Source organism: Pseudomonas syringae CC1557 (genome assembly GCF_000452705.1).
Lineage (GTDB): Bacteria > Pseudomonadota > Gammaproteobacteria > Pseudomonadales > Pseudomonadaceae > Aquipseudomonas > Aquipseudomonas syringae_F.
Map to the genome: position 1 here is coordinate 5521431 of NZ_CP007014.1, position 24509 is coordinate 5545939.

The 24509-nt window shown below is 56.1% G+C and carries 20 protein-coding genes, 1 tRNA gene and 4 pseudogenes; 15 read left to right on the forward strand and 10 right to left on the reverse strand.

Annotation, left to right across the window (positions count from 1 at the left end):
* Positions 1 to 13: 13 nt before the first annotated feature.
* The 4 genes from N018_RS24320 to N018_RS24335 all read left to right on the forward strand — a co-directional run bounded on the left by N018_RS24320 (position 14) and on the right by N018_RS24335 (position 3499).
* The gene (locus tag N018_RS24320; RefSeq protein WP_025390955.1) at positions 14 to 778 is read left to right on the forward strand and encodes an ABC transporter substrate-binding protein; all 765 of its coding nucleotides are present in this window, start codon (positions 14 to 16) and stop codon (positions 776 to 778) included.
* Positions 779 to 844: 66 nt separating this feature from the next.
* Positions 845 to 1540, forward strand: a complete 696-nt coding sequence (locus N018_RS24325) for an ABC transporter permease (RefSeq protein WP_024645038.1) — start codon at positions 845 to 847, stop codon at positions 1538 to 1540.
* Positions 1537 to 2226, forward strand: coding sequence for an ABC transporter permease (locus N018_RS24330; protein ID WP_025390956.1), 690 nt, complete (start codon positions 1537 to 1539; stop codon positions 2224 to 2226). The genes N018_RS24325 and N018_RS24330 overlap by 4 nt, the downstream gene beginning before the upstream one ends.
* A 1-nt stretch (position 2227) precedes the next feature.
* Positions 2228 to 3499 carry a methyltransferase gene (locus N018_RS24335; protein WP_025390957.1) on the forward strand — a complete coding sequence of 424 codons (1272 nt, stop codon included), beginning with the start codon at positions 2228 to 2230 and terminating at the stop codon, positions 3497 to 3499.
* A 385-nt stretch (positions 3500 to 3884) separates the two neighbouring features.
* On the opposite strand, the gene N018_RS24340 is transcribed toward N018_RS24335, so the two are convergent.
* Complete coding sequence (locus N018_RS24340; RefSeq protein ID WP_025390958.1) at positions 3885 to 4913, reverse strand: DnaJ domain-containing protein; 1029 nt, start codon at positions 4911 to 4913, stop codon at positions 3885 to 3887.
* 769 nt (positions 4914 to 5682) lie between these two features.
* Here N018_RS24340 and N018_RS24345 point away from each other — a divergent pair.
* The 4 genes from N018_RS24345 (at position 5683) to N018_RS24365 (ending at position 9709) form a co-directional block, all read left to right on the forward strand.
* Positions 5683 to 5758: transfer RNA gene (locus tag N018_RS24345), tRNA-Thr, on the forward strand.
* A 104-nt stretch (positions 5759 to 5862) separates the two neighbouring features.
* Positions 5863 to 6432, forward strand: coding sequence for a hypothetical protein (locus N018_RS24350; protein WP_025390959.1), 570 nt, complete (start codon positions 5863 to 5865; stop codon positions 6430 to 6432).
* Positions 6433 to 7331: 899 nt separating this feature from the next.
* Entirely contained in the window at positions 7332 to 7877 is a 546-nt protein-coding gene (locus N018_RS24360) for a YfbU family protein (RefSeq protein ID WP_025390961.1), read from the forward strand.
* A gap of 23 nt (positions 7878 to 7900) precedes the next feature.
* Positions 7901 to 9709: a hypothetical protein gene (locus N018_RS24365; RefSeq protein WP_025390962.1), complete on the forward strand. Its 1809-nt coding sequence runs from the start codon at positions 7901 to 7903 to the stop codon at positions 9707 to 9709.
* A 214-nt stretch (positions 9710 to 9923) separates the two neighbouring features.
* On the opposite strand, the gene N018_RS27685 is transcribed toward N018_RS24365, so the two are convergent.
* Both N018_RS27685 and N018_RS24375 read right to left on the reverse strand, forming a co-directional pair.
* On the reverse strand, positions 9924 to 10895 hold the full coding sequence (locus N018_RS27685) for a hypothetical protein (RefSeq protein WP_025390963.1): 972 nt from the start codon (positions 10893 to 10895) through the stop codon (positions 9924 to 9926).
* A pseudogene (locus tag N018_RS24375) lies at positions 10868 to 11464 on the reverse strand (hypothetical protein); the annotation flags it as partial. The gene N018_RS27685 and the pseudogene N018_RS24375, both read right to left, overlap by 28 nt.
* Positions 11465 to 11472: 8 nt before the next feature.
* Here N018_RS24375 and N018_RS27840 point away from each other — a divergent pair.
* From N018_RS27840 to N018_RS24385, 3 genes and pseudogenes are all read left to right on the forward strand, one after another.
* Positions 11473 to 11565 (forward strand): annotated as a pseudogene (locus N018_RS27840) (integrase); the annotation flags it as partial.
* 512 nt (positions 11566 to 12077) lie between these two features.
* Positions 12078 to 12497 carry a hypothetical protein gene (locus tag N018_RS24380; RefSeq protein WP_080274899.1) on the forward strand — a complete coding sequence of 140 codons (420 nt, stop codon included), beginning with the start codon at positions 12078 to 12080 and terminating at the stop codon, positions 12495 to 12497.
* Positions 12498 to 12895: 398 nt separating this feature from the next.
* A complete protein-coding gene (locus tag N018_RS24385; protein WP_025390966.1) occupies positions 12896 to 13633 on the forward strand; it encodes a hypothetical protein in 738 nt (245 codons plus the stop codon).
* 10 nt (positions 13634 to 13643) lie between these two features.
* Here the strand turns inward: N018_RS24385 and N018_RS24390 are convergent, their stop codons facing one another.
* Positions 13644 to 14117 carry a GNAT family N-acetyltransferase gene (locus N018_RS24390; protein WP_025390967.1) on the reverse strand — a complete coding sequence of 158 codons (474 nt, stop codon included), beginning with the start codon at positions 14115 to 14117 and terminating at the stop codon, positions 13644 to 13646.
* A 241-nt stretch (positions 14118 to 14358) separates the two neighbouring features.
* On the opposite strand from N018_RS24390, the gene N018_RS24395 reads away from it, so the two are divergent.
* From N018_RS24395 to N018_RS24405, 3 genes are all read left to right on the forward strand, one after another.
* Positions 14359 to 14853, forward strand: a complete 495-nt coding sequence (locus N018_RS24395) for a hypothetical protein (protein WP_025390968.1) — start codon at positions 14359 to 14361, stop codon at positions 14851 to 14853.
* A 264-nt stretch (positions 14854 to 15117) separates the two neighbouring features.
* Complete coding sequence (locus N018_RS24400; RefSeq protein ID WP_025390969.1) at positions 15118 to 15474, forward strand: type II toxin-antitoxin system RelE/ParE family toxin; 357 nt, start codon at positions 15118 to 15120, stop codon at positions 15472 to 15474.
* Between the two features lie 5 nt (positions 15475 to 15479).
* The gene (locus N018_RS24405; protein ID WP_024672048.1) at positions 15480 to 15806 is read left to right on the forward strand and encodes a helix-turn-helix domain-containing protein; all 327 of its coding nucleotides are present in this window, start codon (positions 15480 to 15482) and stop codon (positions 15804 to 15806) included.
* Positions 15807 to 15892: 86 nt separating this feature from the next.
* Here the strand turns inward: N018_RS24405 and N018_RS24410 are convergent, their stop codons facing one another.
* The 6 genes and pseudogenes from N018_RS24410 to N018_RS24435 all read right to left on the reverse strand — a co-directional run.
* Positions 15893 to 17167, reverse strand: a complete 1275-nt coding sequence (locus tag N018_RS24410) for an OprD family porin (protein ID WP_025390970.1) — start codon at positions 17165 to 17167, stop codon at positions 15893 to 15895.
* Between the two features lie 226 nt (positions 17168 to 17393).
* Complete coding sequence (locus N018_RS24415; protein WP_024646430.1) at positions 17394 to 17600, reverse strand: hypothetical protein; 207 nt, start codon at positions 17598 to 17600, stop codon at positions 17394 to 17396.
* A 218-nt stretch (positions 17601 to 17818) separates the two neighbouring features.
* Positions 17819 to 18925: an agmatine deiminase gene (aguA, locus tag N018_RS24420; RefSeq protein WP_025390971.1), complete on the reverse strand. Its 1107-nt coding sequence runs from the start codon at positions 18923 to 18925 to the stop codon at positions 17819 to 17821.
* A gap of 5 nt (positions 18926 to 18930) precedes the next feature.
* Positions 18931 to 19809: an N-carbamoylputrescine amidase gene (gene aguB / locus N018_RS24425; protein ID WP_024646432.1), complete on the reverse strand. Its 879-nt coding sequence runs from the start codon at positions 19807 to 19809 to the stop codon at positions 18931 to 18933.
* 301 nt (positions 19810 to 20110) lie between these two features.
* A pseudogene (locus N018_RS24430) lies at positions 20111 to 21229 on the reverse strand (aminotransferase class III-fold pyridoxal phosphate-dependent enzyme); the annotation flags it as partial.
* A gap of 163 nt (positions 21230 to 21392) precedes the next feature.
* Positions 21393 to 23186 (reverse strand): annotated as a pseudogene (locus N018_RS24435) (phosphotransferase); the annotation flags it as partial.
* Positions 23187 to 23411: 225 nt separating this feature from the next.
* On the opposite strand from N018_RS24435, the gene rfbB reads away from it, so the two are divergent.
* On the forward strand, positions 23412 to 24494 hold the full coding sequence (gene rfbB, locus N018_RS24440) for a dTDP-glucose 4,6-dehydratase (protein ID WP_025390972.1): 1083 nt from the start codon (positions 23412 to 23414) through the stop codon (positions 24492 to 24494).
* The last annotated feature ends 15 nt before the right edge of the window (positions 24495 to 24509 follow it).

The following is a 24509-nucleotide window of genomic DNA, read 5'->3' on the forward strand; positions in this document are numbered from 1 at the left end:
GGAGCAACACCCCATGCAGATGTATAAAAAGATCTTGCTGATCGCTGCAGCCTCACTGGCGTTCAGCGGCAGTGTCTTCGCCGAAAAAATGAAAATGGGCATCGAAGGCGCTTACCCGCCTTTCAATAACAAGGATGCGAGTGGCCAGGTCGTCGGTTTTGATCGCGAGATCGGCGATGCCCTGTGCGCGAAGATGAAAGTCGAGTGCGAAGTGGTGACGTCCGACTGGGACGGCATTATTCCGGCCCTCAATGCGCAGAAGTTCGACTTCCTGATTTCGTCGCTGTCGATCACCGAAGAGCGCCAGCAGGTGGTTGATTTCACCAACCCGTACTACTCGAACAAGCTGCAATTCCTGGCACCCAAAACCTCTTCTGTCGATGTCTCGTCCATTGATAAAGCCAAGGAAAGCCTTGCTGGCAAATCAGTCGGCGCACAGCGTTCAACGCTGGCCAGCACCTGGCTGGAAGACAAGCTCGGCATCATGGACGCCAAACTCTACGACACACAGGAAAACGCGTTCCTCGACCTGTTGTCCGGGCGCGTCGACGTCATGCTGGCCGACAAATACGTCAGCTACGAATGGCTGAAGAGCGAAGCCGGCCAGAACTTCGAGTTCAAGGGCGAGCCTGTCGTGCAGAACGACAAGATCGGCATCGCTGTACGCAAAGGCGATGACGCATTGCGCGAGCGTCTGAACGTAGCCCTGAAAGAAATCATCGCTGACGGCACCTATAAAAAGATCAACGACAAGTATTTCCCTTTCAGCATTCTCTGATTCACCTGATCACGTCGCCGCCGCTTCCCGTTGAAGCGCGGCGACCGGTCCTGACAAAGCCTGCCCATGAACATTGATCTCCACGGATTCGGCCCGGCCCTTGCGGCTGGCGCGCTGATGACTGTCCAGCTTGCACTCTCGGCGCTGTGCCTGGGTCTGATACTCGGACTGCTCGGCGCCCTGGCCAAGACCTCGCCCTACAAACCTTTGCAATGGCTGGGCGGTACTTACTCGACGCTGGTGCGCGGCATTCCCGAATTGCTTTGGGTGCTGCTGATCTACTTCGGCACCGTCAATGGCATGCGCGCACTGGGCGAGCTGTTCGGCATTCCCAACCTGGCATTGAGTGCCTTCGCCGCCGGGGTTATTGCCCTCGGGATTTGCTTTGGCGCCTACGCCACCGAGGTGTTTCGCGGCGCTATCCTCGCCATCCCCAAAGGTCACCGCGAAGCCGGGCTGGCGCTGGGCATGTCGCGCTCGCGCATCCTCTTCAAACTGGTCCTGCCGCAGATGTGGCGTATCGCCCTGCCCGGTCTCGGCAACCTGTTCATGATTTTGATGAAGGACACCGCGCTGGTCTCGGTGATCGGCCTGGAAGAAATCATGCGTCACGCGCAAATCGCCGTCAGCTTCACCAAACAGGCGTTCACGTTCTATATGGTCGCCGCCATCATGTACCTGAGCCTGACCGTACTGGCCATGATCGGCATGTACTTCCTCGAAAAACGCGCCGGTCGCGGCTTCCTGAGGAGCGCGTCATGAACTGGGAAGTGATCATCAAGTGGCTGCCACGTCTGGCACAGGGTGCGACCCTGACCCTGGAGCTGGTGGCCATCGCCGTCATCGCCGGGCTGATCCTCGCCATCCCGATGGGCATCGCCCGCGCCTCACGGCACTGGCCGGTACGCGCCTTGCCTTACGCTTACATCTTTTTCTTTCGCGGCACGCCGCTGCTGGTGCAACTGTTTCTGGTCTATTACGGCCTGGCGCAGTTCGATGCGGTGCGTCAAAGCTGGCTGTGGCCGTATCTGCGCGACCCGTTCTGGTGTGCGGTCATCACAATGACCCTGCACACCGCCGCCTACATCGCGGAAATCCTGCGTGGCGCGATTCAGGCCGTGCCGGTGGGTGAAGTCGAGGCGGCGCGGGCGCTGGGCATGTCGAAATGGAAGGCGCTGTTCTACATCGTCCTGCCACGTGCCACGCGCCTCGGCCTGCCCGCCTACAGCAACGAAGTGATCCTGATGCTCAAGGCCAGCGCCCTGGCCAGCACCGTGACCCTACTGGAGCTGACCGGCATGGCGCGCACGATCATCGCCCGCACCTACCTGCCGGTGGAAATCTTCTTTGCGGCGGGCATGTTCTATCTGGTCATGACGTTCGTGCTGGTGCAGGGCTTTCGTCTGCTGGAAAAGCTATTGCGCGTAGACGCAAGCCAGGGACGCTGATATGAAGGGTGCTGGCATCCCTCCAGCCAACACCCCGTCACGCGAAACCACCGATATGCCCTCAGATACATGCTTGCAGGATGAACACCTTGGCAGCCACTTCGGTGCGCTGGACAGCTTCCTGTTCGCGCATCAGGCGCTATGGCGACCCAAACCGTTCACTCACCTGCATCTGCCGTGGGAAACCAAATACCCGGAGTTGGCACACTGGCTGCGGCATCGCACGCTGGAACAGGCCGAGGCCGCGCACAATCATCCGGAACAGCTCGACGCACCCTTCCCCTTCACGCAACTGACCGCCGAAGCCGTCGCGTTGAGCCATGTCGCAGAGCTGCCTGTCTTTCCTCTGCCGCCCGTCGATGTGCGGATGAGCGTCGATGTGCCTGGCCGCAAGTGGCAACAGATCGAAGCCTTCGCCAGCCATCTCGACATGCGTGACAGCGCAACTCACTGGCTGGACTGGTGCGCGGGCAAAGGCCACCTGGGCCGACGCCTGACCGAACGCGGCCAGAGCCTCACCTGCCTGGAACACGACCCGGCGCTGATCGAAGCCGGTTTGAGCCTCAGCGCCCGACAGGGCATCGAGGCCAGCCATGTACGCCAGGACGTGATGGCTGATGACACCTGGCGCTGTCTGCACGCGCACCACACGCCCGTCGCGCTGCATGCCTGCGGCGACCTGCACATCCAATTGATGGAACTGGCCAGCCAGACCGGCTGCGAGCACATCGCAATCGCGCCGTGCTGTTACAACCGCACCCGACATGACACCTATCAGCCGCTGTCCAGCGAGGGCAAAGCCTCGGGGCTGAAGCTGTCGCGAGACGAACTCGGCCTTCCGCTCAGCGAAACCGTAACGGCAGGTGCACGCGTGCGCCGTCAACGCGACACTTCGATGGCCCGGCGTCTGGGCTTTGACCTGCTACAGCGCAACCTGCGTGGCATCGACGATTACCTGCCCACGCCTTCGCTGCCAACGTCCTGGCTGGACGTGCCTTACGCCGACTATTGCGGCCATCTTGCCAACCTGAAGAATCTGCCGCCACCGGGCAAACAAGACTGGGTTTCTGTGGAAGCCGCAGGCTGGAAAAGACTGGCTGAAGTGCGCAATCTGGAACTGCTGCGAAACCTGTTTCGACGCCCACTGGAAGTCTGGCTGGTGCTGGATCGTGCGATGTATGTGCAAGAGCAGGGTTATGACGTTCGTGTTGGTACTTTTTGCGACAGCCAGCTTACCCCTCGCAACCTGCTGATTCTGGCTCGAAAGTTGTGACCTGAATCCGTTGAGCAACCTGTGGATAAGTCTGTTGATGAAAATGTGGATGAGTGCGTTAAAGCTTGGCGCGCCAGTTAATCAGACCCCTGATTTTTTCCCGCCAACCTTCCCTTAACCCGCAAAAACAGTACTTTGCGACACAATGCGGGTGACTGCACACATCCAGTCACGCAGGCAAATCTTTATAGTGCAATTGTGCATAAAGATTTGGTAAAGGCTCTAGCGCAGGCTTTTTGTGCGGCAGAAATTGTATGTGGGAGCGAACCGGGCGATGCTTCGCTTACTCGCGAAGAAGCCGGTAGAGCGCTGGCACAAGAATCAGTTGAATCCGGGTATAAAACCGAGCGCCTTGCGTCGCATTCGGCGAACGCGCAAAGCCCCGCTAAAACTGATCATCCTTCAACCGGGCGAACGGCACACTGCGGTTCGCCAGCTTGCGCAACGTCAGCTTGTAGGCACTGGACTTGATCTGACTGCCCATCGGGGTCTCTTCCAGCAAGATACGCCCCGACGCAAAGGCACAGCCTGTATTCAGCATCTTGTACTTGAGCAGGTACAGCCCCGGGTTCATCTTACTGAACGTAAACACCGCCCCGGCCGGAACATACGCATGCCGAAAGTCCTTGCGCCCCACCGCATCCGTGACCTTGGCGTACACCGCTGACTCGCCAGCCGTGTTATCCACCGTGATCTGCGACCAGCCGCCGTCCTTGAGCACCGGCATGTCCTTCACATAACCCGGCTTGTCAGGCCATGGCGCCCCCATCGGGTCCAGCGCTGGCACCTCACACTCGGACGCCACTGGCTCAACCGGCTTTGCGGGGCTTGTCACAGGCTCTTCAACCGGAACAGCAGGTGCAGGCTTGACCCGCGTCTGCGCAACCGGGACCGGTTCTGCCGGTACAAACGACTTGCTTGCCCCGGGGTCGTAACCCATCCACGCCCCGCCCGCACAAAACACCACAGACAGCAGCGCCCAGCGCCACGCACCGCGGCGATGCTTTTCAGTGGACGGTGATCGAGGGGAAGAAGCCTTGGCAGCCATTCCAGGCTGAACGGTACGCTGAGGCGCAGCAGGCGACTGAGGCGCAGCAGGCGACTGAGCCGCAGCCGAACCATAAACATGCACCGCCTGCCCTTTTGCGGCCTGCGCCTGCCTGCGACGAGCTGCGTCTACACGAGCCTTATGCTCGTCAGAAGCGAGTTGCGCATCATAGGCCGCACGCTTTCCGGCATCCGCCAGCACATCATGGGACGCATTGACGACGCCCATCATCTGCGACGCGTACGGATCGGAATTCCTGTCCGGGTGCAGCTTCTGCGCCAGCTTGCGATAAGCCTTCTTGATCTGCTCAGGAGAGGCATCGCGAGCAACACTCAGCAGCTCGTAATGCGTGGGTGTTCTCTGCATTGCACTTGCTGTCCATGGCCGACTGCCATTTTTGATACAACTGTATCGGCCATCAAACACCGAACTCCAATGCGAATGCCACGCAAACCGAAAAACCGGAACCACTGCACAAGAAAAATGCCCGAATCCACAGGATTCGGGCATTTCTTTAAACATCGATGGAGCGTTCGTGAGCGTCCAGACGCACATTCATGCGATTCAGACAGCAATCCTCAGCCTCACCTTGCGCAAGACCCGACGGGTCAGACGCGATGCAAATTTACGTCAACACACCCTTCAGTGAATGACCAGCCTGCGGCAGACAACACCCCAAGCCCGGTTACGATCCATCGTGCCACTCATGAGACAGTCCTTTGTCTACTGGCTGAAAAGCTAACGGCCTGTGCTGCTGACTCAGTAGCCAGGGCCGTTGAGAACAATCCTAGGGAAAGCCCCAATCCAGCGCAACCACCCAAAAACGCCGGGGCCTGCAGCGGTTGTTCCGATGCGCCAGATCGCCATCTGCGCTGGACGCACCGGTCCGCGTGACCAGGTTAAAAATCCGCAGCACCTCAATGCCCGAACCTCCACACCCGAAAGCCGAAAGCACCACGCAAAACAGCAGCGCTCACACGCACTACACAGACCATTTCCCCAAAACCAAGGGAAACGTCCTGCACCACAGCCCGCCCACATCCCACTCGAAGCGCTAACGAACAATTTTTTTCAACTGAATCAGGCAGCTAGGCTTTACAAGCGCATCAGACCCTATATACTCGCAGCCCATTACGCCGGTATAGCTCAGTTGGTAGAGCAACTGACTTGTAATCAGTAGGTCCCGGGTTCGACTCCTGGTGCCGGCACCATATAAATCAAGGGCTTGCAGCGATGCAGGCCCTTGTTTTTTGCGGTACACGTAACAAGCCACGTAACAAGCACGCTGCGCCCAGCATATTCAGGGAAGACTTTTATGGATTGGATGCAGTTTGTAGCGGCCCTTGTTGAGTCTCTTGCCTGGCCTGCAGTTGCAGTGGTGATGGTAGCTTTGCTTAGAAAGCCGATCGCAAAGCTCATTCCGCAGATCAGGACGTTCAAATATAAGGATCTGCACGTCGATCTCGGTGAAAAGCTGGAGGAGGTTAAGGAGGCGGTCAAGAAGGACGCGGTAGACGCCCAGAACCCTATTCCTAGCTCCCCTCCACTAGCTGCTCAACCAGATGTTCTATCGCTGGCGCGGCTCGACCCTCGTGCAGCCATTCTCTCATCGTGGTTAGACGTGGAAAGGGCGCTGCGAGCGTTAGCCTTGAAAGCTGGTATTCCCTTCGGTGCCACACCGTTGTCGACGGCAAGCGAGCTGCATGCCGCAGATGTGATAGATGAATTTACATTCAAAACACTGCGAGACCTTCGGCGTATCCGAAACGAAGCCGCTCATATCACTACGCGAGATATCTCGTATGAAGAGGCGGTGAGCATGGCGGAGATGTGCCAATGGCTTGCACACCGGTTACGGAACGACGCGGACGGTTCACCGGCCTGACCTGCCCCTCATAGGAGGCTATTCCTAAAATTCGAAGGGGGTCAGAAAAAAGGTAATATTAGTAATACGGCTCGCGAAAAATGGCTGCAGCCCTTGCAGGCCGTGGCTTTCAGCGTTTCCGGGCAAAGGTAATATTGAAGCGATACAAAGGCGATAATATTACCTTTTACTAAAGCTATATTTTCATTTCCTAAAACCCAATGAATCCGGGGGTTTCAGGAAAATATTACCTTTCATATCGCTTCATATTACCTTTCGATGTAATACGCGCAGCCCAGTAAAACCGTGGCCTCCAGCCTAGGTTCGCGGGTCATATAGCTAATATCGCTCTTTTTGAAAACATCCTCCCATACCTGAGATTCGATCTCATTTAAAATGCCCTTTTTCGAAAACCTGACTGCAAGGCATGAAGGCCTGTAGATCGTCACCAGCGCGTGCAATCGTGTGCAACCTCCAAAGGCCCCTGAATGCGGCTACAACTCCCGGTCTGCTTGAGTTGTAGAGGTTGGATCTGATCTGGCCGCCGATGCCCTGGTGCGCAGCTTTGAGACCGGTGTCGATTTGGAAAACCACCCCATTCCTCGGTTTTACAATTTTTCGCCCAAGCAGGCCGAGCCTTCGAGGTTTGCCCCCATCTGCCCAGCCCTGTCGCTCGCAGTGCAAGGCGCTGACATTTTTCTGCATAAGTTTGCACACTGTGCAATTGCCGCTCCCCTGCGCAACCCCACGGCTGGCCTAGGCTGGAGTATTGCTTTCATCGCATCTGGGTTTGCACAAAAAACGGACGCAGAGCCCGTCGGCGGGAGGGGGATAAGTGATTTTTTAGCGCAAATTTTTTTCCACACCGCGCTTTGCATGCTAGAAATGCATACTCAACAAATCCCATTGAGAGGACCTTCATGAAATTCACCAACCCTGAGAAGCTGATAGTCTTTATGCTAGCTGAGATCTCTGAAAAACTTCAGATCGAGAGTATTGATTCAGATCTTATAAAAAGCGCGATAGTCACAGAAAACACTTGGGCCATAGATTGGGAGATGCCTGGGATCGTAGGCGGAGAGGCCGAGAATTTGCCAGAAGACGTGGTAAAGGTGGTGAGTTATCTAGAAATGTGGGAAAGGCTTGAGGAAGCTTTCGCCAACTTTAATGATGCGCAAATAGCGACATTCGGCGCGCACGCCAATACCTCTATACGCAGTCTAAAATTCCCTGGATTCGACGGAAATAACGAGGCTGAACTGCTATCAATTACCCGGATGCTTGTTGAGCAAATGGGACGCTTCTCACGATTTCTAGGGCGCGACCTGAACTCTCATTTTAGCGCCTCTGAGCACTACGAAAACATGTACTCACGTTATTCCCAAATCCAAGAAAGATCTAAAGGATTTTTAGCTTTACTTAGCCCTGAAGATGTCGCATATATTCTGCGAACCCCTCAAGAATAAATAAATCTGCAACGGAGTGCTGTATGGAAAATTTAAGATCAGTGCCAACAGACGTTTGGAATAGGATTGAGGGGCACGATTACAGGTCAAAGTTTTTTGTGGATTGCTATATTGAAAAGCTGAGAATGCAAACACCGCCTTTTCATCAGGCCCGCTTGATGAACGTATTCAGCGCCTGTGAGGAAATGCTTCGGTATCTCCAAGAATATGTCGATAACGACAAAAACGGCGCTTACGTTGAGTCAGCCCTGGATGAAATCAAGCGTTGTTTTCTGGCAGATTCTGTAGCGGCGGAACTATTCAAGGATCATCATCAGTTCATCAGGGACGTCAGTGGCAACACTTTCAGCACCACGATCTGCCAAAAGCTAGCAGTAATTTGCAAATCGATATTAAATACCCTAAGTGATTATAGACAGACACTAAAGACCGAGTTACGTGAAACAGTAGTGCAAGAGGGAGTGACAGGCGCTGAACTCAGAACCATACAAAAAATTGACAGCTTGACCGGCCTCTATATTACAGACCTATTAAACAGAGGCTATTCCCCAACATACCTCTTCAATCGTTCTGACTATCTAGCATACGCCAGCCACTACGGGGGAAAGAATTTTAAAGATCAGTTCGACTCGGTAGTAGCAAAATTAACTGCGGAAGACCTCGAATTCCAAGTTTACTACGCAATTTCTGCTACAAAACGAAAATCACTTCCTGAAGCACATAGCTCGCTTAGTTTTGTGACGGCACTCCCCGCTCTCACTTCTCGTGAGAACATAGACAAACTGAACAAAGATTTTAATACTAACTTATATTGCAGATTTACTGTGCGAGCGCAAGACTACATCAGCGCCGCACTGCATGCCAAAGAAAATTTAGCCGTATTTCTGGATACCTTCTTACCATTTGATCCAAAATCCGACGTCAAGATCTCGGGCTGCGCCTTGGTAATTCACCCCTCTACAATTCACAATCATCAACACTGTGTCAATGTTCGCCTACTCGGCAAACTTATGATCAACAACAGTGGTGTAGATACAAACAACCACGCTATGAATCTGGATCATCTTATAGCAGCACTGGATGATTCGTCATCGGACCAGCTCAGTAGGTCTCTAAGACATTTACGACTCGCTAGGGAGACTCCTTCGCTCGAACAGAAAATGCTGAATCTATGGATCAGCCTAGAAGCTCTTTTCTTAGTGGCAGATGGTACGATCATAGGCGGAATTATGGACTGCGTTCCTCAAATTTACGCGGTCCAAGGCCTCGTTCGTCGGCTGAGATATATGAAAGCGTTGCTTATAGCAAATCGCACTGCAATTCCTACACTAGCGCAGACAGCGATGTCTACCGAGCTAACTAGGTTCACGAAAAACATCAACGACAATCAAATGTTCGTGCTATTCAAAAATGACGACGCTTGCAACGAGCTATACGAATCAGTCGCCGGCAAAGAACATTTGAGATTCAGAATCCTCACGCTCCGGACTGAGTTCACGAACAACAAATCCATACACGCCAGACTCGAATCGACCCAAAAAGACGTCAACCTGCAACTGAGAAGAATTTATTTTTACAGAAACAAGATCGCACATACTGGGCACTTTCAGAATGTGAAACCACAACTAATTATGCATTTGACTGACTATCTTTATATGATATTTAGTTGCCTATCCGACGCAGCACTACTAGCTCGCAACAACCAGAAATACTCAATTGCAGAACTTATAATGTCAGCTCGCATGGGCGCTGATAAGGTCATCGCGGCCTCCAAGCATACCAGCAGTCAAATCTTGAGTTATTCGGGAATAGAACTTAAGCCTATCATGTAGGGACGAATCAAAGCGCTGCAGACAAAGAAAACGACACACTGCGCAAGTTTATTGGCACTTGTACGCGAACTGTTCTCAAAATCCAGCACCCAGACTAAATGCCTCGACGGGTCGGCCGAGTCCGACATTGCCTACCCGTCTCTAACCCTAAGGTAGGGCGACGGGAGCCTGATTACTTCATGATCAGACGCTCCACAAGCCTGAAAAAATGCTCCTACATCGTTATGGGCTTGAGTTTCCATAAGAGCAGGCCCGCGTTCGCTGCGCCGGTTGTAAACGCTGCCGCGTTGCCTGGCACAGGCGACGAACCGTGAACATGGCCCGCGATCTGGGTGTTCATCTGCTGCAGCAGATCCAGCGTGTCGCACAAGATCTGGAAGATGTTGACGTTTTCGGACCCTACCCAGCTTTTGGGTGCCTGGAAGCGCTGGCTCTCTTCGGCGAGGCTCTGACGCAGCCCTTCGATACGCTCTTGCATGTCGCCGCCGACCGTTGCGTTGTGCTTCTGCCCGACCACGAGGTTCAGATCTCGGCCAGTGGCCTGGTGCAGGTCGTCGACCGCTACCAAGCTCGCGGATCCGCCTGACAGCAGCTTGAGCGCGCCCAGCGCCTCGATCTTCTTCACGCCTCCTACCGACTCGGTCGAATGGTCATCCACCGTCCTGGTGTGGCTCTGTAAGCGCTCGGCGTTGGTCATCGCGTCGACCTCGCGTTCGATCGCCTGATCTTGGATCTTGCCGTCGGTCTTGCGCAACCAGTTGCCGTCCGCGTCGACGCGTTGTTGCACCGCATCGCTGTGCTGCCACACCTGGTCGCCCTTGGGGACCTTTGGCAGTGTTAGGCCGTGCGGCAGGATGGTCTGGATGTAGGGCTTATGTGGCAGGCCATAGGCAAAGCACACCACCACGCTGGTGCCCTCCTCCGGAAAGGCAAAGAATCCCATCTCATCCCCACCAACCGGCATGGGCAGCGGCACACCGGCCAGTACCGGCAGCGCTGTGTCGATCTCACCATCTGGACCCATCACCTGCAGGTCGACCGAGAAGCGCGGTCGGAAGTCATCACACAGCCCGGCGCTGGCCGGCGCATCCGCCACGGCTACAACCTTGGCGAAGCGCGGCAAGTGATAGCCGCCGGTGAGTTCAGGGAATTGCCGCTCTACGCTGCGCTTGATTGCGTCGTCCATTTGATAGCCATCTGTGTGCCGGCCAGCGTCACGTTCGTGATCCGCTCGCCTTGGTTGATTGATACGCCTGGTCGCAAGCCTGGCAAGGCCGCGATCATTGCGCTTTGGCTGCCTTGGTAACCGTCGAAAAGGTTAACCGGCGCCTGCAACGGCGACCGAGCGCCGAAGAAACTGTCAGCCCAGGCACCGACGTAGATCTCGCCGTCACCCTGTTGCTGCCAGATAAAATTCTTGATGCCGAACACCCGCGCCATGCTGCCCAGCGCCTGATAACCAGCGCCCAAGTTGTAGAAGAACGGCGTCTTGACGCGTGCGTAGGCCTGATCCGGAACCCGGAAACGCAGGCCAGTCTTGCTATCGATATCAGCCAGCACAGCGCGCAGATCCACGTGGCGCAGGTTGATGGGCAACGGGTTGGCCAGCACCGCGGCTAACTCACGACACAGCACCACCTGCTCGATGCAGTTGGTGGCGGTGCAGCGCTCGACATAGCCAATGAAATGACGCTGCAGGACCGCTTCGTTGTAGCCGATATCGAAGGTGACCAAACCTTTGACGGTGGGACCTGCACACCCCGGCGGACAAGCGGGACGCCAGCGGGCACCGGGACGGGGCCATGATGGACGTGTACGACCTCAGTGTTCCGCTGGTCAATGCCCCTCAGACGTAACGATGGCCTGATGAAGCTTTGGGCTTTAATCCAAGACCGTACTCAGCGGTGGGACATGCGCTCTCGACCTGGTGGCCAGTAGACGCAAAAAAAAGCCCATGAGCGCGGGCCTTTCTGTGGTGGGTCAATTGAACATAGGCCGTGTTATGGGTACTTCAGAACACGCTCTGATGAGCGAGGGGCCGCATTCGATCCAAAGAGGACGCCATGGAAAGCATAGTCCTCGTTCCTTGAGTGGGGAAAGTCACGGTATAAAGCGCCACGGTTCTGCTTGATAAAAATAAGTTTTTGCAGCGGAAACTTAGTGTGAGTTACTCGGTCCGTATAAATAGTAGCATTTTGCACTTTTATAATTTTGCCCGATGCCCAAATCGCGAAAAATTTATCAAGGAGTCTGAGAAACTAAAGTATTCGTAAGCTCTTATTTTTTGACAGAAAATAAACTCTCGTGTTCGGTCGCACGGCCTACTGACTTTGCTTGTGGTTTTGATTCCTTTTTGAACGGAGCTTTCATGAAACTTAAGGTTTTTCTATTGGGTTCGATTCTTCTTGTTGCGCCCTTGTATCAGGCGTTGGCCGACAGTTGCAGTAAGAATTTGTCTGGCGGCTACAGTTGCAGATACGATGATGGAACGACCTCTATAAGCAGCGCTAATGCTATGGGTGGGCAAGATACTCATTATAGCGATGGTCGCACCTCGAACAGCAGCGCTAATCTTTCAGGCGGGCAAAATACCCGCTACAGCGATGGCACGACGTCGAGAAGCACCGCTAACGTTTTTCACGGACAAGATACAGCCAACAGTGATGGCAGTTCGTCGCAAAGCAGCGAGAATCTTCTTGGCGGACAAGACACTCGTTACAGCGATGGTCGTACGTCGAGAGGCACACCCAATGCATTTGGCGGGCAAGAGACTAGCTATCACAAGTAAGGAGTGACGTATACCGTTTCAGCGTCGCATCCACCTATACCATTGTTTGCAAAAAAGCCCGCCGAGGCGGGCTTTTCGGTAAGACGGATTGGACATGGAACGCGTTATTCGATGGTGTCGCAGGCGAAGGTCTCAATTTGACTGACGTTGTCTTCAAACACCTCCTCCAGTTAATTAAGGACGTTTCTTTTTCGTGTCTATGCGTCAGACGCCTCCATTCCTGACGAGGCTGAACAGAACTTCGTACCGTCAATTCCCGAGCTGGTCTGATAGAGCATCAGCACTTGTTACGCGCTTACTCGAAACATCTTGAACAGATGGCCCGGTCAGCCTCCCCCTAAAGCTCCCCCCACCCCCGTCGATACCCTCCTTACACCCCGCAATCATGGATCGATGAAATGGTTATCTCACTCACCCCCGGCAACAACACCTCTCCCACCATCACTCTGCCCAACTCTGGCGTGACACTCACTCCGAAGCCGCTCACCGATGCGCAAAAAGAAGCGCTGAAGAATGCTGCCGCCAACACGCCCGCCGTGGTTTACCACCCCAGTACTGAAGTGCCTGCCACGACAGAGCCGATGGTGGCTATCGATACCTGGGTAGGCCGCTCGCAGTCGCCTGACTTCCCTAAAATGGTGGCGCAGCACACGTCTTCGACGGAGGCGTTGAAGACTTCGTATGACGCGTTCAAATCGACGCTGGCGTCGGTCTACCCCGATCTGGCCAGCAAGAAGTTCGGCTTCACGATTGAGGCGGACGGCAACTTGAAGGCGACCAACAGTGCTGGCGAGTTGAGCGCTGCGGACACCAAGCAGTTGAACACGCTGTTGAACGCGTCGAGCGGGCTGAAAGCGGCAGCGGCTACTTATCGGGAGACGGCCATTGATCTGGTCGATTCCGATTCGCCCTGGAGTGGCAGTTATCTGGGTCGTTACAACCTGACCAAAGAGAACTTCGCCAGCTCGCTGGATCTGGGCGCGTTGTTTATTCCCAAGACGTCGACACCGTCCAAGGAACAGTCGGATGGCATGTTCTTCAATCAGCTGGCCTACAAGGGTGTGCTGCACACTCAGGAAACGGAGGCGGCCATGCTGGCTGCGCGTGCGGCGGAGAAGGCTGCCCCTGCGGGTTGATGCCGACCAGTCAGCAAATCGGCAGACGTTGCGGGCGGATGTAGTAATTATCAAACTCGCCGCTCTCAACGAGCTGAAACCCATGGCGAAGATAGAAACGATTCGAGTCGCTTCCCTTGAGCGCTCCCACGCGCACGGCTGATGATGTCGCATCCGCTTGCGCAAACACCTGACAAAGCACAGCCGAACCTATGCCCTGCCCTTGCGCACTCGGCATGATGTACAGGTGATCCAGCAGCAGGCCATCGTCAATTGGCTTGATCACCACGAAACCAACCCTGTTGCCGGAAACCTCGATGTAACGTGTATGCGGTGCAGAAAACCCTTCACGAAAACGCTCGCGTGCACGTACAGGATCAAACCTTCCGATACGTTCAAGACTTTCGCGCATGGCTTCGATACGCATTGCCACCAGCGTCTCGAAGTCTTCGGGCTGGACTGTTGTCAGCGTAACCGCAGGATTATCTTTGTGGGGCTGCAACATTCAACGGCTCCAGTGTCGCGCTATCGAGATCACGCTTTGGTAACGATAAATGCCCCGCCGACGTCCGGGTCATATCAGTAGGTTTGGCATAGGGCTCCATTGTTCAGCCCCAACAGGATGAACGGCCCCTGCACCACGGATTTACGCCGAACCGAGTGCCCTGAATCAAGGTCTATCCTGCATCTTTTAAACATCGGTAACCCTAGTGCCCAGAATCATTACGGATCAGACACCTCAGAAAGTGGCGGATGAGCAGCAGGTCAAATTATTTGGCTCGCCCAAGGAAAGGCTGGATTTCTATCGACGCGAGATTCATTACGAAACCACCAACCTGTCCAACCGTACCAACGCGTATCTGTCGGCACAGTCGTTTCTGGTTATTGCCTATGCCTCGTCGATGGCGAACGTGAATACTGAATGGGGCGCGATGTTCACGTTGGTGGTGCCGCCGATGCTGGCGTTACTGGGCCTGCTCTGCACCCTGTTCGCCTGGCCAGGCATTCGGGCGGCGTGCGACATCATTCAGCACTGGCATCACAAGCAGGCGCAGTTGCTACGCAGCGAGCCTGCCATCGGTCTGACCTATGACGACTCGCCACTGTTCAGCGACTGGGAGTCCAGCGAAACCGGGCCGAAAAAATCCTTGCTGTTCTCCAAGCGCAGTCCTTGGCTGTTCAGCTTTTTCTGGATATTCCTCGGCGGTTTCGCAGTGTTTGTGCAGTTGATTGCGGATTGAAGGCTCGGATCTATAGAGATGAGGTTAATACGCAGACATGAGGTCTGGCATCACAGGCTGCGTTGTACTCTCATGACCAGAAATCCGGCGACACGTCACCTTCCCCATGTTTTTTCAGCCATTCTGAAAAAGCGTTTAACACTATTCCCTCCAGCAAGCATTCAGTCCGCAGCCATAAACGTGCAAGCTCTCCTGCACTCGTCGGGCCGGATTGACGCCGCTTGCTAATCGCAGTAAATATGCACTCGAGGGAATATCTGATTTATGGCTTGGGATGTCGAATACACGGACGAATTCGAGGATTGGTGGGTCGCCCTCAGCGAGAACACTCAGGAGGATATTGACTCGCATGTGCGGCTGCTGGAGGAACGGGGGCCACACTTGGAATACCCGTTCTCTAGTGGGTTGCATGGTACGCGACACAGTCACATGCGCGAGCTACGCGTGCAAAGCGCAGCGAAGCCCATCAGGATTTTTTACGCATTTGATCCTACACGTACCGCAATCCTCCTGATAGGCGGGGACAAGACAGGAGATAAGCGATTTTATGAACGGATGCTGGCTGTCGCAGATCGTCTTTACGACGATCACCTTGCCGCACAGCAAAACGAAAACAGGTAGCCATCATGGCCGGAAAAAAATTTTCAGCGCTACGTGAAAAGATGTCGCCCGAAGCTCAGGCTCGTGGGCAGGAAAAATTCGAGCAGTTACGCGATGAACTGGACCTTGCCGAGCTCCGCCGTGCGAGGATGCTCTCTCAGGAGTCCCTTGCCCAGCTTTTGCAGGTAAGCCAAGGCAGCGTGGCGAAGATGGAGAAGCGGACTGATATGTATATCAGTACCGTCAGACGCTTTATCGAAGCCATGGGTGGCGAACTAATCGTAACTGCACGGTTCCCGGATCACGCAATACGTATCACCCAGTTTTCCGATCTCGGAAAACCGAAAGATTGATCAGGACAGCAGCCTGAAGCGTGCCCAATAAGAATGCCCCGGCCAAAAACCGGGGCATTCTCGTTATTGCCTATCCTCTCACCCCATCAAAAAACGTTGATAGGGTAATCGACGAAGATGCGGGTCTCGTTGCCTTCGCTGTTGTAGGCCTGTGCGTCGTCTGACACGCGCAGGAACGAGTTGCGCAGGCGGACCGAGAGGTTTTTGGCAGGGCCGCTCTGGACCACGTAGCTCAGTTGGCTGAAGATTTCGCGTTCGGTGCCGTCGCCGCTGCCAGCGGTGCCGTCGTCGATGTTGTCACCGCGCACGTAGGCGACCTTGTAGCTCAGGCAGGGCAGGACCAGCCCGGACAGGTCGATGCCATAGGCCGCCTGCCACGAGCGCTCGTCCTTGCCGTTGAAGTCGGACCAGTAGGAGTTGGCGAGGTAGATGGTGTTGCCGCCATCGCCGAAACCGCCGTCGTTGCGATAACCGCCGTAGGCGTAGCCCATGTCACCGGTACTGCGCTGGTGCGCCAGGGTGAAGGTGTGGATGCCCGTGGCCCAGGTTGCGGCCAAGCTCCATATCTTGTTGTCACGCGCATCACTGGTGGTGAAGTCTTTATCCAGTTTGGTCTTGTAGCCGTTGAAGTCGAGGGTCAGCGACTGGTCTTGCGGCAGGGCAAAAACGTAGTTCAGGTTCACGTATTGCTTTTTGAGCACGTCTTCGTTGTCGGAGGCGTAGAACGCGGCGCTGAATTCATCGGTGAATTTGTAGCTGCCACCGTAGACGTTGATGCTTTTCAGGTCGCCGCTGTCGCGGCCTTCAGCGCTCTTGCGCGCTTCCTGCGTGAAACGCCCTGCAACCAGTTCAAGCCCGTCGATCTCTTTGGAGGTGATCATCGTGCCGGTGTAGCTTTCCGGCAACAGCCGGGAGTTGTCATAGCTCAGCACCGGCAATTGCGGCATCTGCTCGCCGTACTTGATGACGGTATTGGAGAAGCGCGCTTTTACCGCTGCGCCTGCACGGGACAGATCATCGGCTGCTGCGCCGCTGTCGCCCTGCTTGAAGAAGTCGATGCCGCCATTGCCGCTGCGGCCCTTGCCGCCGTCCAGGCGAACGCCGTACAGCGCAAAGGCATCGACGCCCACGCCGACCGTGCCCTGCGTGAAACCGGAGGCGAACGTGCCCATGAAAGCCTGGCCCCATTCGGACTTGTCTTCACGGTTATTCTTGTAGTCGCGGTTGATGTACGCATTGCGCAGGTTGACGTTCAGACTGCTGTCTTCGACGAAACCCTTTGAATCTGCCTGTCCCTGGGCCATGGCCTGACTGGCGCTGATGATGCCCAAAGCGAGCATACCCATACGTTTGTTGAGCATCCTGTCTTCCTTTTCTGCTAATTGACATGCGCTGTGGCGGCGGCCTGATGGCCGTCCTGGCTTCCAGCCCCTGAACAAGCGGTGTGGAGAGCCGCACGAAGTCATCGCAGTGGACTACGGATGCACGTACAAGGAGTGAAGCCACAGGCAGTGGGGCGCGAATCCTATTCCCGGCGCCTGGGGGTGTCAAACGCGTAAATGGCCGGGCCGCAGCCTGGTGTATTGCTTAATCTGTCAGCACGCAAAGCAGCGCTTCAAGTTCGGCGTCGTTGAACAAGCCGGCCGGGTAGCGCTGCAACAGCATGGCGCGCACGTCTGGTCTGGGTTTCGCGGGCCGGGTCATCTTTAACCAATCCGCCAGCAACTGGCGGGCCTCGTTACTGGGAGAAGCAGACAAACCACGAACTGACTGCGGGCTTATCAATGCGTTCATAACGAAAACCTCTTGATTCATGAGGGGCTGAATCTACTGATGCCATGTGACAGTCAAGCTAATAAAACGGTTTTCCGCCAATCTGATTTACTGTCACCGCGGATAAATCTGACGAGAAAGTTATACAGTAACGTATAAAAAAGCCCATCAGATGATGGGCTTAGTAGAGCAAGATCGAGACCAATTAGTTACTGCCAGATACTACTAGTCACGAAGCATTACGCCTTGTAAGGGGCAGGCTGCTGCTGCGTGAGGCAGTGAATATTGCCACCGCCGAGCAGCAATTCCCGACCCGGAACCATCACCACCTCATGCTCCGGAAACAGCTTTTGCAGGATTTCCCGGGCGACTCCGTCCATCGGATCGTCAAAGCCTGGCGCAATAACGCCGCCATTGACGATCAGAAAGTTCACGTAGGATCCGGCCAGACGCACCGATGGATTGCGTTCCTGACTGCCATGCACCTGATCGACGCCGGCACATTCTTCTTCTGTCGCAAACAATGGACCGGGAATCGGCATTTTATGAACGATAAACGAGCGACCCTGTGCATCCTGGGTGTTTTCGAAAATACTCATCGCCGCATGGCAACGCGAGTAGTTGGGGTCTTCGGGATCATCGGTCCAGGCCAGTAACACTTCACCCGGGCGGATATAGCAGCAAAAGTTATCCACATGCCCGTCGGTTTCGTCGTTGAACAGACCATCCGGTAGCCAGATGATTTTATCCACAGCCAAATAGTCGCTGAGCACCGTTTCGATCTGCTCGCGGTTCAGGTGAGGATTGCGATTACGATTGAGCAGACACTCTTCAGTGGTGATCAGTGTGCCCTCGCCATCAACGTGGATCGAGCCGCCTTCCAGCACGAAGCCTTCTGTGGCGTAGCGCGGGCAGCGCTCGATTTCCAGCACCTTGCTGCCCACTTGCGAGTCAAGATTCCACGGCGCATACAGCCCGCCGTCGAAGCCGCCCCAGGCATTGAATTCCCAGTTCACGCCACGCATTTCACCACGGTCGTTGATGACAAAGGTCGGGCCACTGTCGCGCACCCAGGCATCGTTGCTGCTCATTTCAACAACACGGATGTTCGGCATGTCCAGACGCGCCCGAGCGTTGTCGTACTGCCCTGCAGACACCGCCACAGTCACCGGCTCGAAGCGGGCGATGGCCTTGGCCACTGCTACGTGTGCGGCCTGCGCGGGCTTGCCGCCCAGGCGCCAGTTGTCCGGGCGCTCGGGCCAGATCATCCAGATCTTGGTCTGCGGCGCCCATTCGGCTGGCATGTGGAAACCATCGGCGCGTGGCGTGCTGTTGAGCGTGGTCATGGCGATCAGGACTCCAGCGAACCGTCGAGGGTCTTGACTGCGCCGTACAGGTTCGGACGGCGATCACGGAACGTGCCCCAGGCGCTGCGGATGTGCTCCAGCTCGTCCAGGTCGAAGCTGTGCACCAGCACGCCTTCCTCGGTTTCGTTGAGTTCAGCGACCTTTTCACCAAACTGGTTGGCAATGAACGACGAGCCGTAGAAGGTGATGTCGTAGCCGTCCTGCTCTTCGTTGCCGATACGGTTGCTGGCGATCAGCGGCATCAGGTTTGCGCCGGCATGGCCTTGTTGCACACGCTGCCAGTGGTCGCGCGAGCTGATGGTCTTGTCATGCGGCTCGCTGCCGATGGCGGTCGGGTAGAAAAGGATTTCTGCGCCCTGCAACGCCATGCTGCGCGCGCACTCCGGAAACCACTGATCCCAGCAGATGCCTACGCCGATTTTCGCGTAACGGGTCTGCCACACCTTGAAGCCGGTATCGCCCGGGTTGAAGTAGTACTTTTCGTGGTAGCCAGGGCCGTCCGGGATGTGGCTCTTGCGGTAGATGCCCAGGTTGCTGCCATCTGCATCGATGATCGCGATGGTGTTGAAACGCGCACGGCCAGCCAGCTCGAAGAAGCTGATGGGCAGTACGACTTGCAGCTCTTTGGCGATCTTCTGGAAATGCTTGATCGCGACGTTGGATTCAAGCGTCGTCGCCAACTGCAGATAGTCCGCGTTCGGCTTCTGGCAGAAGTACGGGGTTTCGAACAGCTCCTGAATCAGGATGATCTGTGCGCCCTTGGCGGCAGCTTCACGTACCAGCTTTTCAGCGGTCTCGATGTTGGCTTCCAGGTCCCAGGAACAGGCCATCTGGGTAGCAGCGACAGAAACGATACGGCTCATGAAAATATCTCCAGGGGCGGATGCAAAGGGCTTAACACCATAGCAGACGAGCGATGACGATTATGAAGGCCTTTATAGCGGATAAAAATCGACTTTAAAAGCTGATAATTTTAATTACGTGCAATTAATGGAATTTTTTACCGATATTAATCTGTTTATAGTTCATATCGGCGCCAGTTCGCAAACCGAGTGTGACGCAGAGCGTCAGGAACGATGAGCATGCGAAAGAACACCTATCGTACCCATGCTCTGGTATGGGTACGTCGTTCTGGACGCTCTGCGTCCGCTCTCAGATGCAACGCTATTCCAGCTCACCCAGCACCTTCGACACGTTATCGACAAAAAAATCCACGCTCTGCCGGGTGGTGCACATCGGGGGTTTGATTTTGAGGATGTTCAGGTGGTCGCCGGTGGGCTGCATGAAGATGCCCAGTTCGCGCAAGCGCTCGCACAACTGGGCGGTTTCTTCGCTGGCCGGTTCGAGGGTATCGCGGTCGCGCACCAGTTCCATGCCCAGGTAGAAGCCCATGCCATGCACCGCGCCCACCAGCGGATGTTTATCGGCAAGCGCCTGCAAGCGCGCCTTGAAGTGGTCGCCCACAAGCCGGGCGTTATCCCAGAGCTTTTCTTCTTCCATGACATCCAGAACCGCCATACCGATCCGGCAACTGACCGGGCTGCCGCCGGAGGACGAGAAGAAATAGCCCTCGGCTTCCAGCGCCTCGGCGATCTCACGCCGGGTGATGACCGCGCCCAGCGGATGGCCGTTACCCATGCCTTTGGCCATGCTGATGATGTCGGGCACAACGCCCTGCTCCTCGAAGCCCCAGAAGTAATGACCGAGACGACCATAACCCACCTGTACTTCATCGGCGATGCACACGCCGCCAGCCGCGCGGACCTTCTGATAAACCTGTGGCAGATAACCCGCCGGCAAGCAAATCCCGCCCGCGTTGCCATATACCGGCTCGCAGATGAAGCCCGCCACTTGCCGCTGTTGCCCGGCCAGCGTTGCCAGCACCTGATCGACACTGCGCACGTACTCCGGGGCACTGTCCGCACCACGAAACGGCCCGCGATACGTGTTGGGCGCGGTGACCGGATGCACCCAGTCCGGGCGGGTACTGAGCGCCTGCGGGTTGTCGGCAATCGAGGTGGAGATCGCATCGGTCGCCACCGACCAGCCGTGATAGGCCTCCAGCACGCTGAGCATGTCGCGCCCGCCGCTGTAGGCCCACGCCAGCCGGATGGCCAGATCATTGGCCTCGGTGCCGCTGTTGACCAGAAACACCCGGTCCATGCCGTCAGGTGCCAGTTCGAGCAGACGCTCGGAAAACTCGGCAATCGACGCGTAATGAAAGCGCGAGTTGGTGTTGAGCAACGACCACTGCCGAGCCGCTTCGTGGGCCATGCGCGGATCAGACTGTGTAAAAACGCTTTGCCAAAACTGAAGTGCGCGCTTCTACGTTAAATCTGAAATTTGTCGGTATGTGAGCAGATACAGATTTTGCGCAGGGACGCGATTTTCAGGTCGTTTTTAGATGCCTATCTCGCCGAAAATCGTTTTTACACAGTCTGGGATGACCGTGGCCGAGAACGGCGACGTTGTTGAGCATGTCCAGGTACGAGCGGCCGTGCATGTCGATCAGGTGATTGCGCCAGCCACGCTCGATCTGCGGCGGCGCGTGATAATAGTGCTTCTGTGAGCGGGCGAAACTGGCATCACGGCGGGCCAGCAACACGCCGGCGTCTTCAAGCGCTGGCGCGTCGCAGTCAAAGCCGAGCAAGGTAGAAGGCGATGGACAGAAGCTGCGCCAGGCTGCGGCCCAGGATGGCGTGGTGAACAGTGGCGGGCTGAGGTCTGGCGCCGTACACAGCTGCAACAACAGTGAACCGCCCCCCTGCCCGATCAGCGTGCCTGCCTGAACCTGATCAGACAGCGCAGCATCCGGCAGCACGCCCCACAGTTTCAAAATGATTCCTTCACCCACCAGCGACAATCCGGCGTCGGCCGTCAGGCGTATCGTGCCGTGGAACGGCGCATGCAATGCTGTCTCGGCAGGCACGTGCAGTTCGACGTGCAAGGCAAATGTTTCGGGCTCCTTCGCGCAGTCAGGCAACGTGCGTGACAGCCGGTATTCACCGAAACGGCTGGCTGCCAGCCCGTCGTCTCCGGTCGCTTCCGAAAGCAGGTATTCATCGATCCCGCTCTGCTCCCAGTTGCCCGCGACGAAATGCTCACTGAGCACGCCCAGATCGACCAGTGTCGGCTTGAGCCCTTGCAGACCGGGTAGCAAAGACTGGTAAACAGGCTGAACGACAGACGGCAAATCCACCCCCACGGCCTGCAGGATCGCTGCTTCCATCAACGCCATCGGCACCGACGTGGCCACGTCGAAGATGTTCCATTCGCCCGCCAGATTGGCCTGAATGTAAGTGTTGTCAGTCTCGACACTTGCCTGTTGCTCGCTGCTGAGCACCAGCACGGCGGAGCGCGCGACGATCAGTGGCCAGAGAGCCTGCAGCTCTTCAGTTTTCAGCGGGTTGAGCGCCTGATAGGCACGAATCGCCGGCAGGATGTACAGCGGGTCGCCTTCGGCATGGTGCAACAGCGCGGCGCAGGTGACCGACAGGTCGGCGACTCGCCAGGTGCGGACCAGATCACCGAAATCGATCAGCCCCTGCATTTGCCATTGGCGACGACTGTCACGCAGCCAAACCACGTTGTGCTCGGTGATATCCAGATGCACGGCCTGCATCGGCAGTGCCGGAATCAATGGCAGCAGACGGCGATGGGCCTGCTCTGCCGCTTCGATCACGCAGGCACGGGTGTCGACATCCTTGAGCACCGGCAATAAATGCCTGACCAACGCATGGGCATGGCGCGGGTCCCATTGCAGAGTGCGCTCCAGGCCGGGATGCTCGAAATCGGCCAACACCAGATCGACCCGGGCACACAGCTCGCCCAGCCCGACCAGGACCTCATGGCTCAGATGCCCGGCATGCCCCAGCGATTGCCCGTCGATAAATTCCAGCAAGCGCATATGCACCGCCTGCCCATCGACTTCGATGGACAACAACTGCTCGGTGTCATTGGCACGGATCACGCCAGGCATGCTGACCGCACCGTGGCGGGTCAGATGTTGCAGCGCCGCGTGCTGGGCATTCAGTTCGGCAGTCGAATAGGCCCCGTGGCAGATTTTAAGGACAGAGCGCCGCGTGTCGGTTTGCAGCAGAAAATTTCGATCCTGCTGGCTGCCCAACGCGCTTAACGTGCCGCTCAACCCGTAATGTTGCATGAGCAATTGCTGCGCCTGATCAACACTGACGGCGGGGCAAGGCAGGCTGGAGCGGCGGATGAGCATGGCGAGTGGCATCATGACCTCTGTTCGGTAAGGCCCCGAGGCCTTGGATAGCGCGTGATGGGTAATCGGACAACTATAGGGCATTGGCGTCCATCACTGATCCGATCAGGCAATTCCGTGTCGATAAAACAACGGCAGTTTTATTCGACGCCTCACTCGGGTTTAATTGTCTGATCCTGCCATACGTGATCAAGCAGCTATGCTGCACTACTCTAAAAACTTCAAGAAGGTCAGTTCATGCGAATACTCGTTACCGGGGGCGCAGGTTTCATCGGTTCTGCACTGATCCGTCACCTGATCAACAACACCGCACATGAAGTGCTGAACTTCGATAAATTGACCTACGCAGGCAATCTCGAATCGTTGCAGTCCATTGCGACCAACACGCGCTATGAGTTCGTGCAGGCCGATATCTGTGATCAGGCCAGCGTCAGCGCGACCCTCGAGCGCTTTGCACCGCACGCGATCATGCACCTGGCGGCGGAATCCCACGTCGACCGCTCCATCGATGGCCCTGCGGAATTCGTCCAGACCAATATCGTCGGTACTTACAGCCTGCTGGAAGCCACCCGCGCTTACTGGCTGAAGTTGCCGGAAGCCGAACGTCAGGCGTTCCGTTTTCACCATATTTCCACCGACGAAGTGTATGGCGACCTGCACGGCGTCGATGACCTGTTCACCGAAACCACGCCGTATGCGCCCAGCTCGCCGTACTCGGCAAGCAAGGCTGCTTCCGATCATTTGGTTCGCGCCTGGCATCGCACTTACGGTCTGCCGGTGGTGGTGACCAACTGTTCCAACAACTATGGCCCGTTCCACTTCCCCGAGAAGCTGATCCCGCTGGTGATTCTCAACGCGCTCGCAGGCAAGCCGCTGCCGGTGTACGGCAATGGCCTGCAAGTGCGCGACTGGCTGTATGTCGAAGATCACGCGCGGGCGCTGCTTAAAGTGGTCACCGAAGGTCAGGTCGGCGAGACCTATAACATTGGCGGCCATAACGAGCAGAAGAACATCGACGTGGTGCGCGGTATCTGCACGCTGCTCGATGAACTGGCCCCGCAACATCCGGCGGGCGTTCAGCACTACAGCGACCTGATTACTTACGTAGTCGACCGGCCGGGCCACGATCAGCGTTACGCAATCGATGCCGACAAGATCGATAAAGAACTTGGCTGGACGCCTGAAGAAACGTTCGAGTCCGGGCTGCGCAAGACGGTGCAGTGGTATCTGGATAACCTGGACTGGTGCCGCAGGGTTCAGGACGGCAGTTATCAGGGCGAGCGACTGGGTTTTAGCGAAAACAAAGACCTGATTGCTTGATTGCCGCCTTCTCGA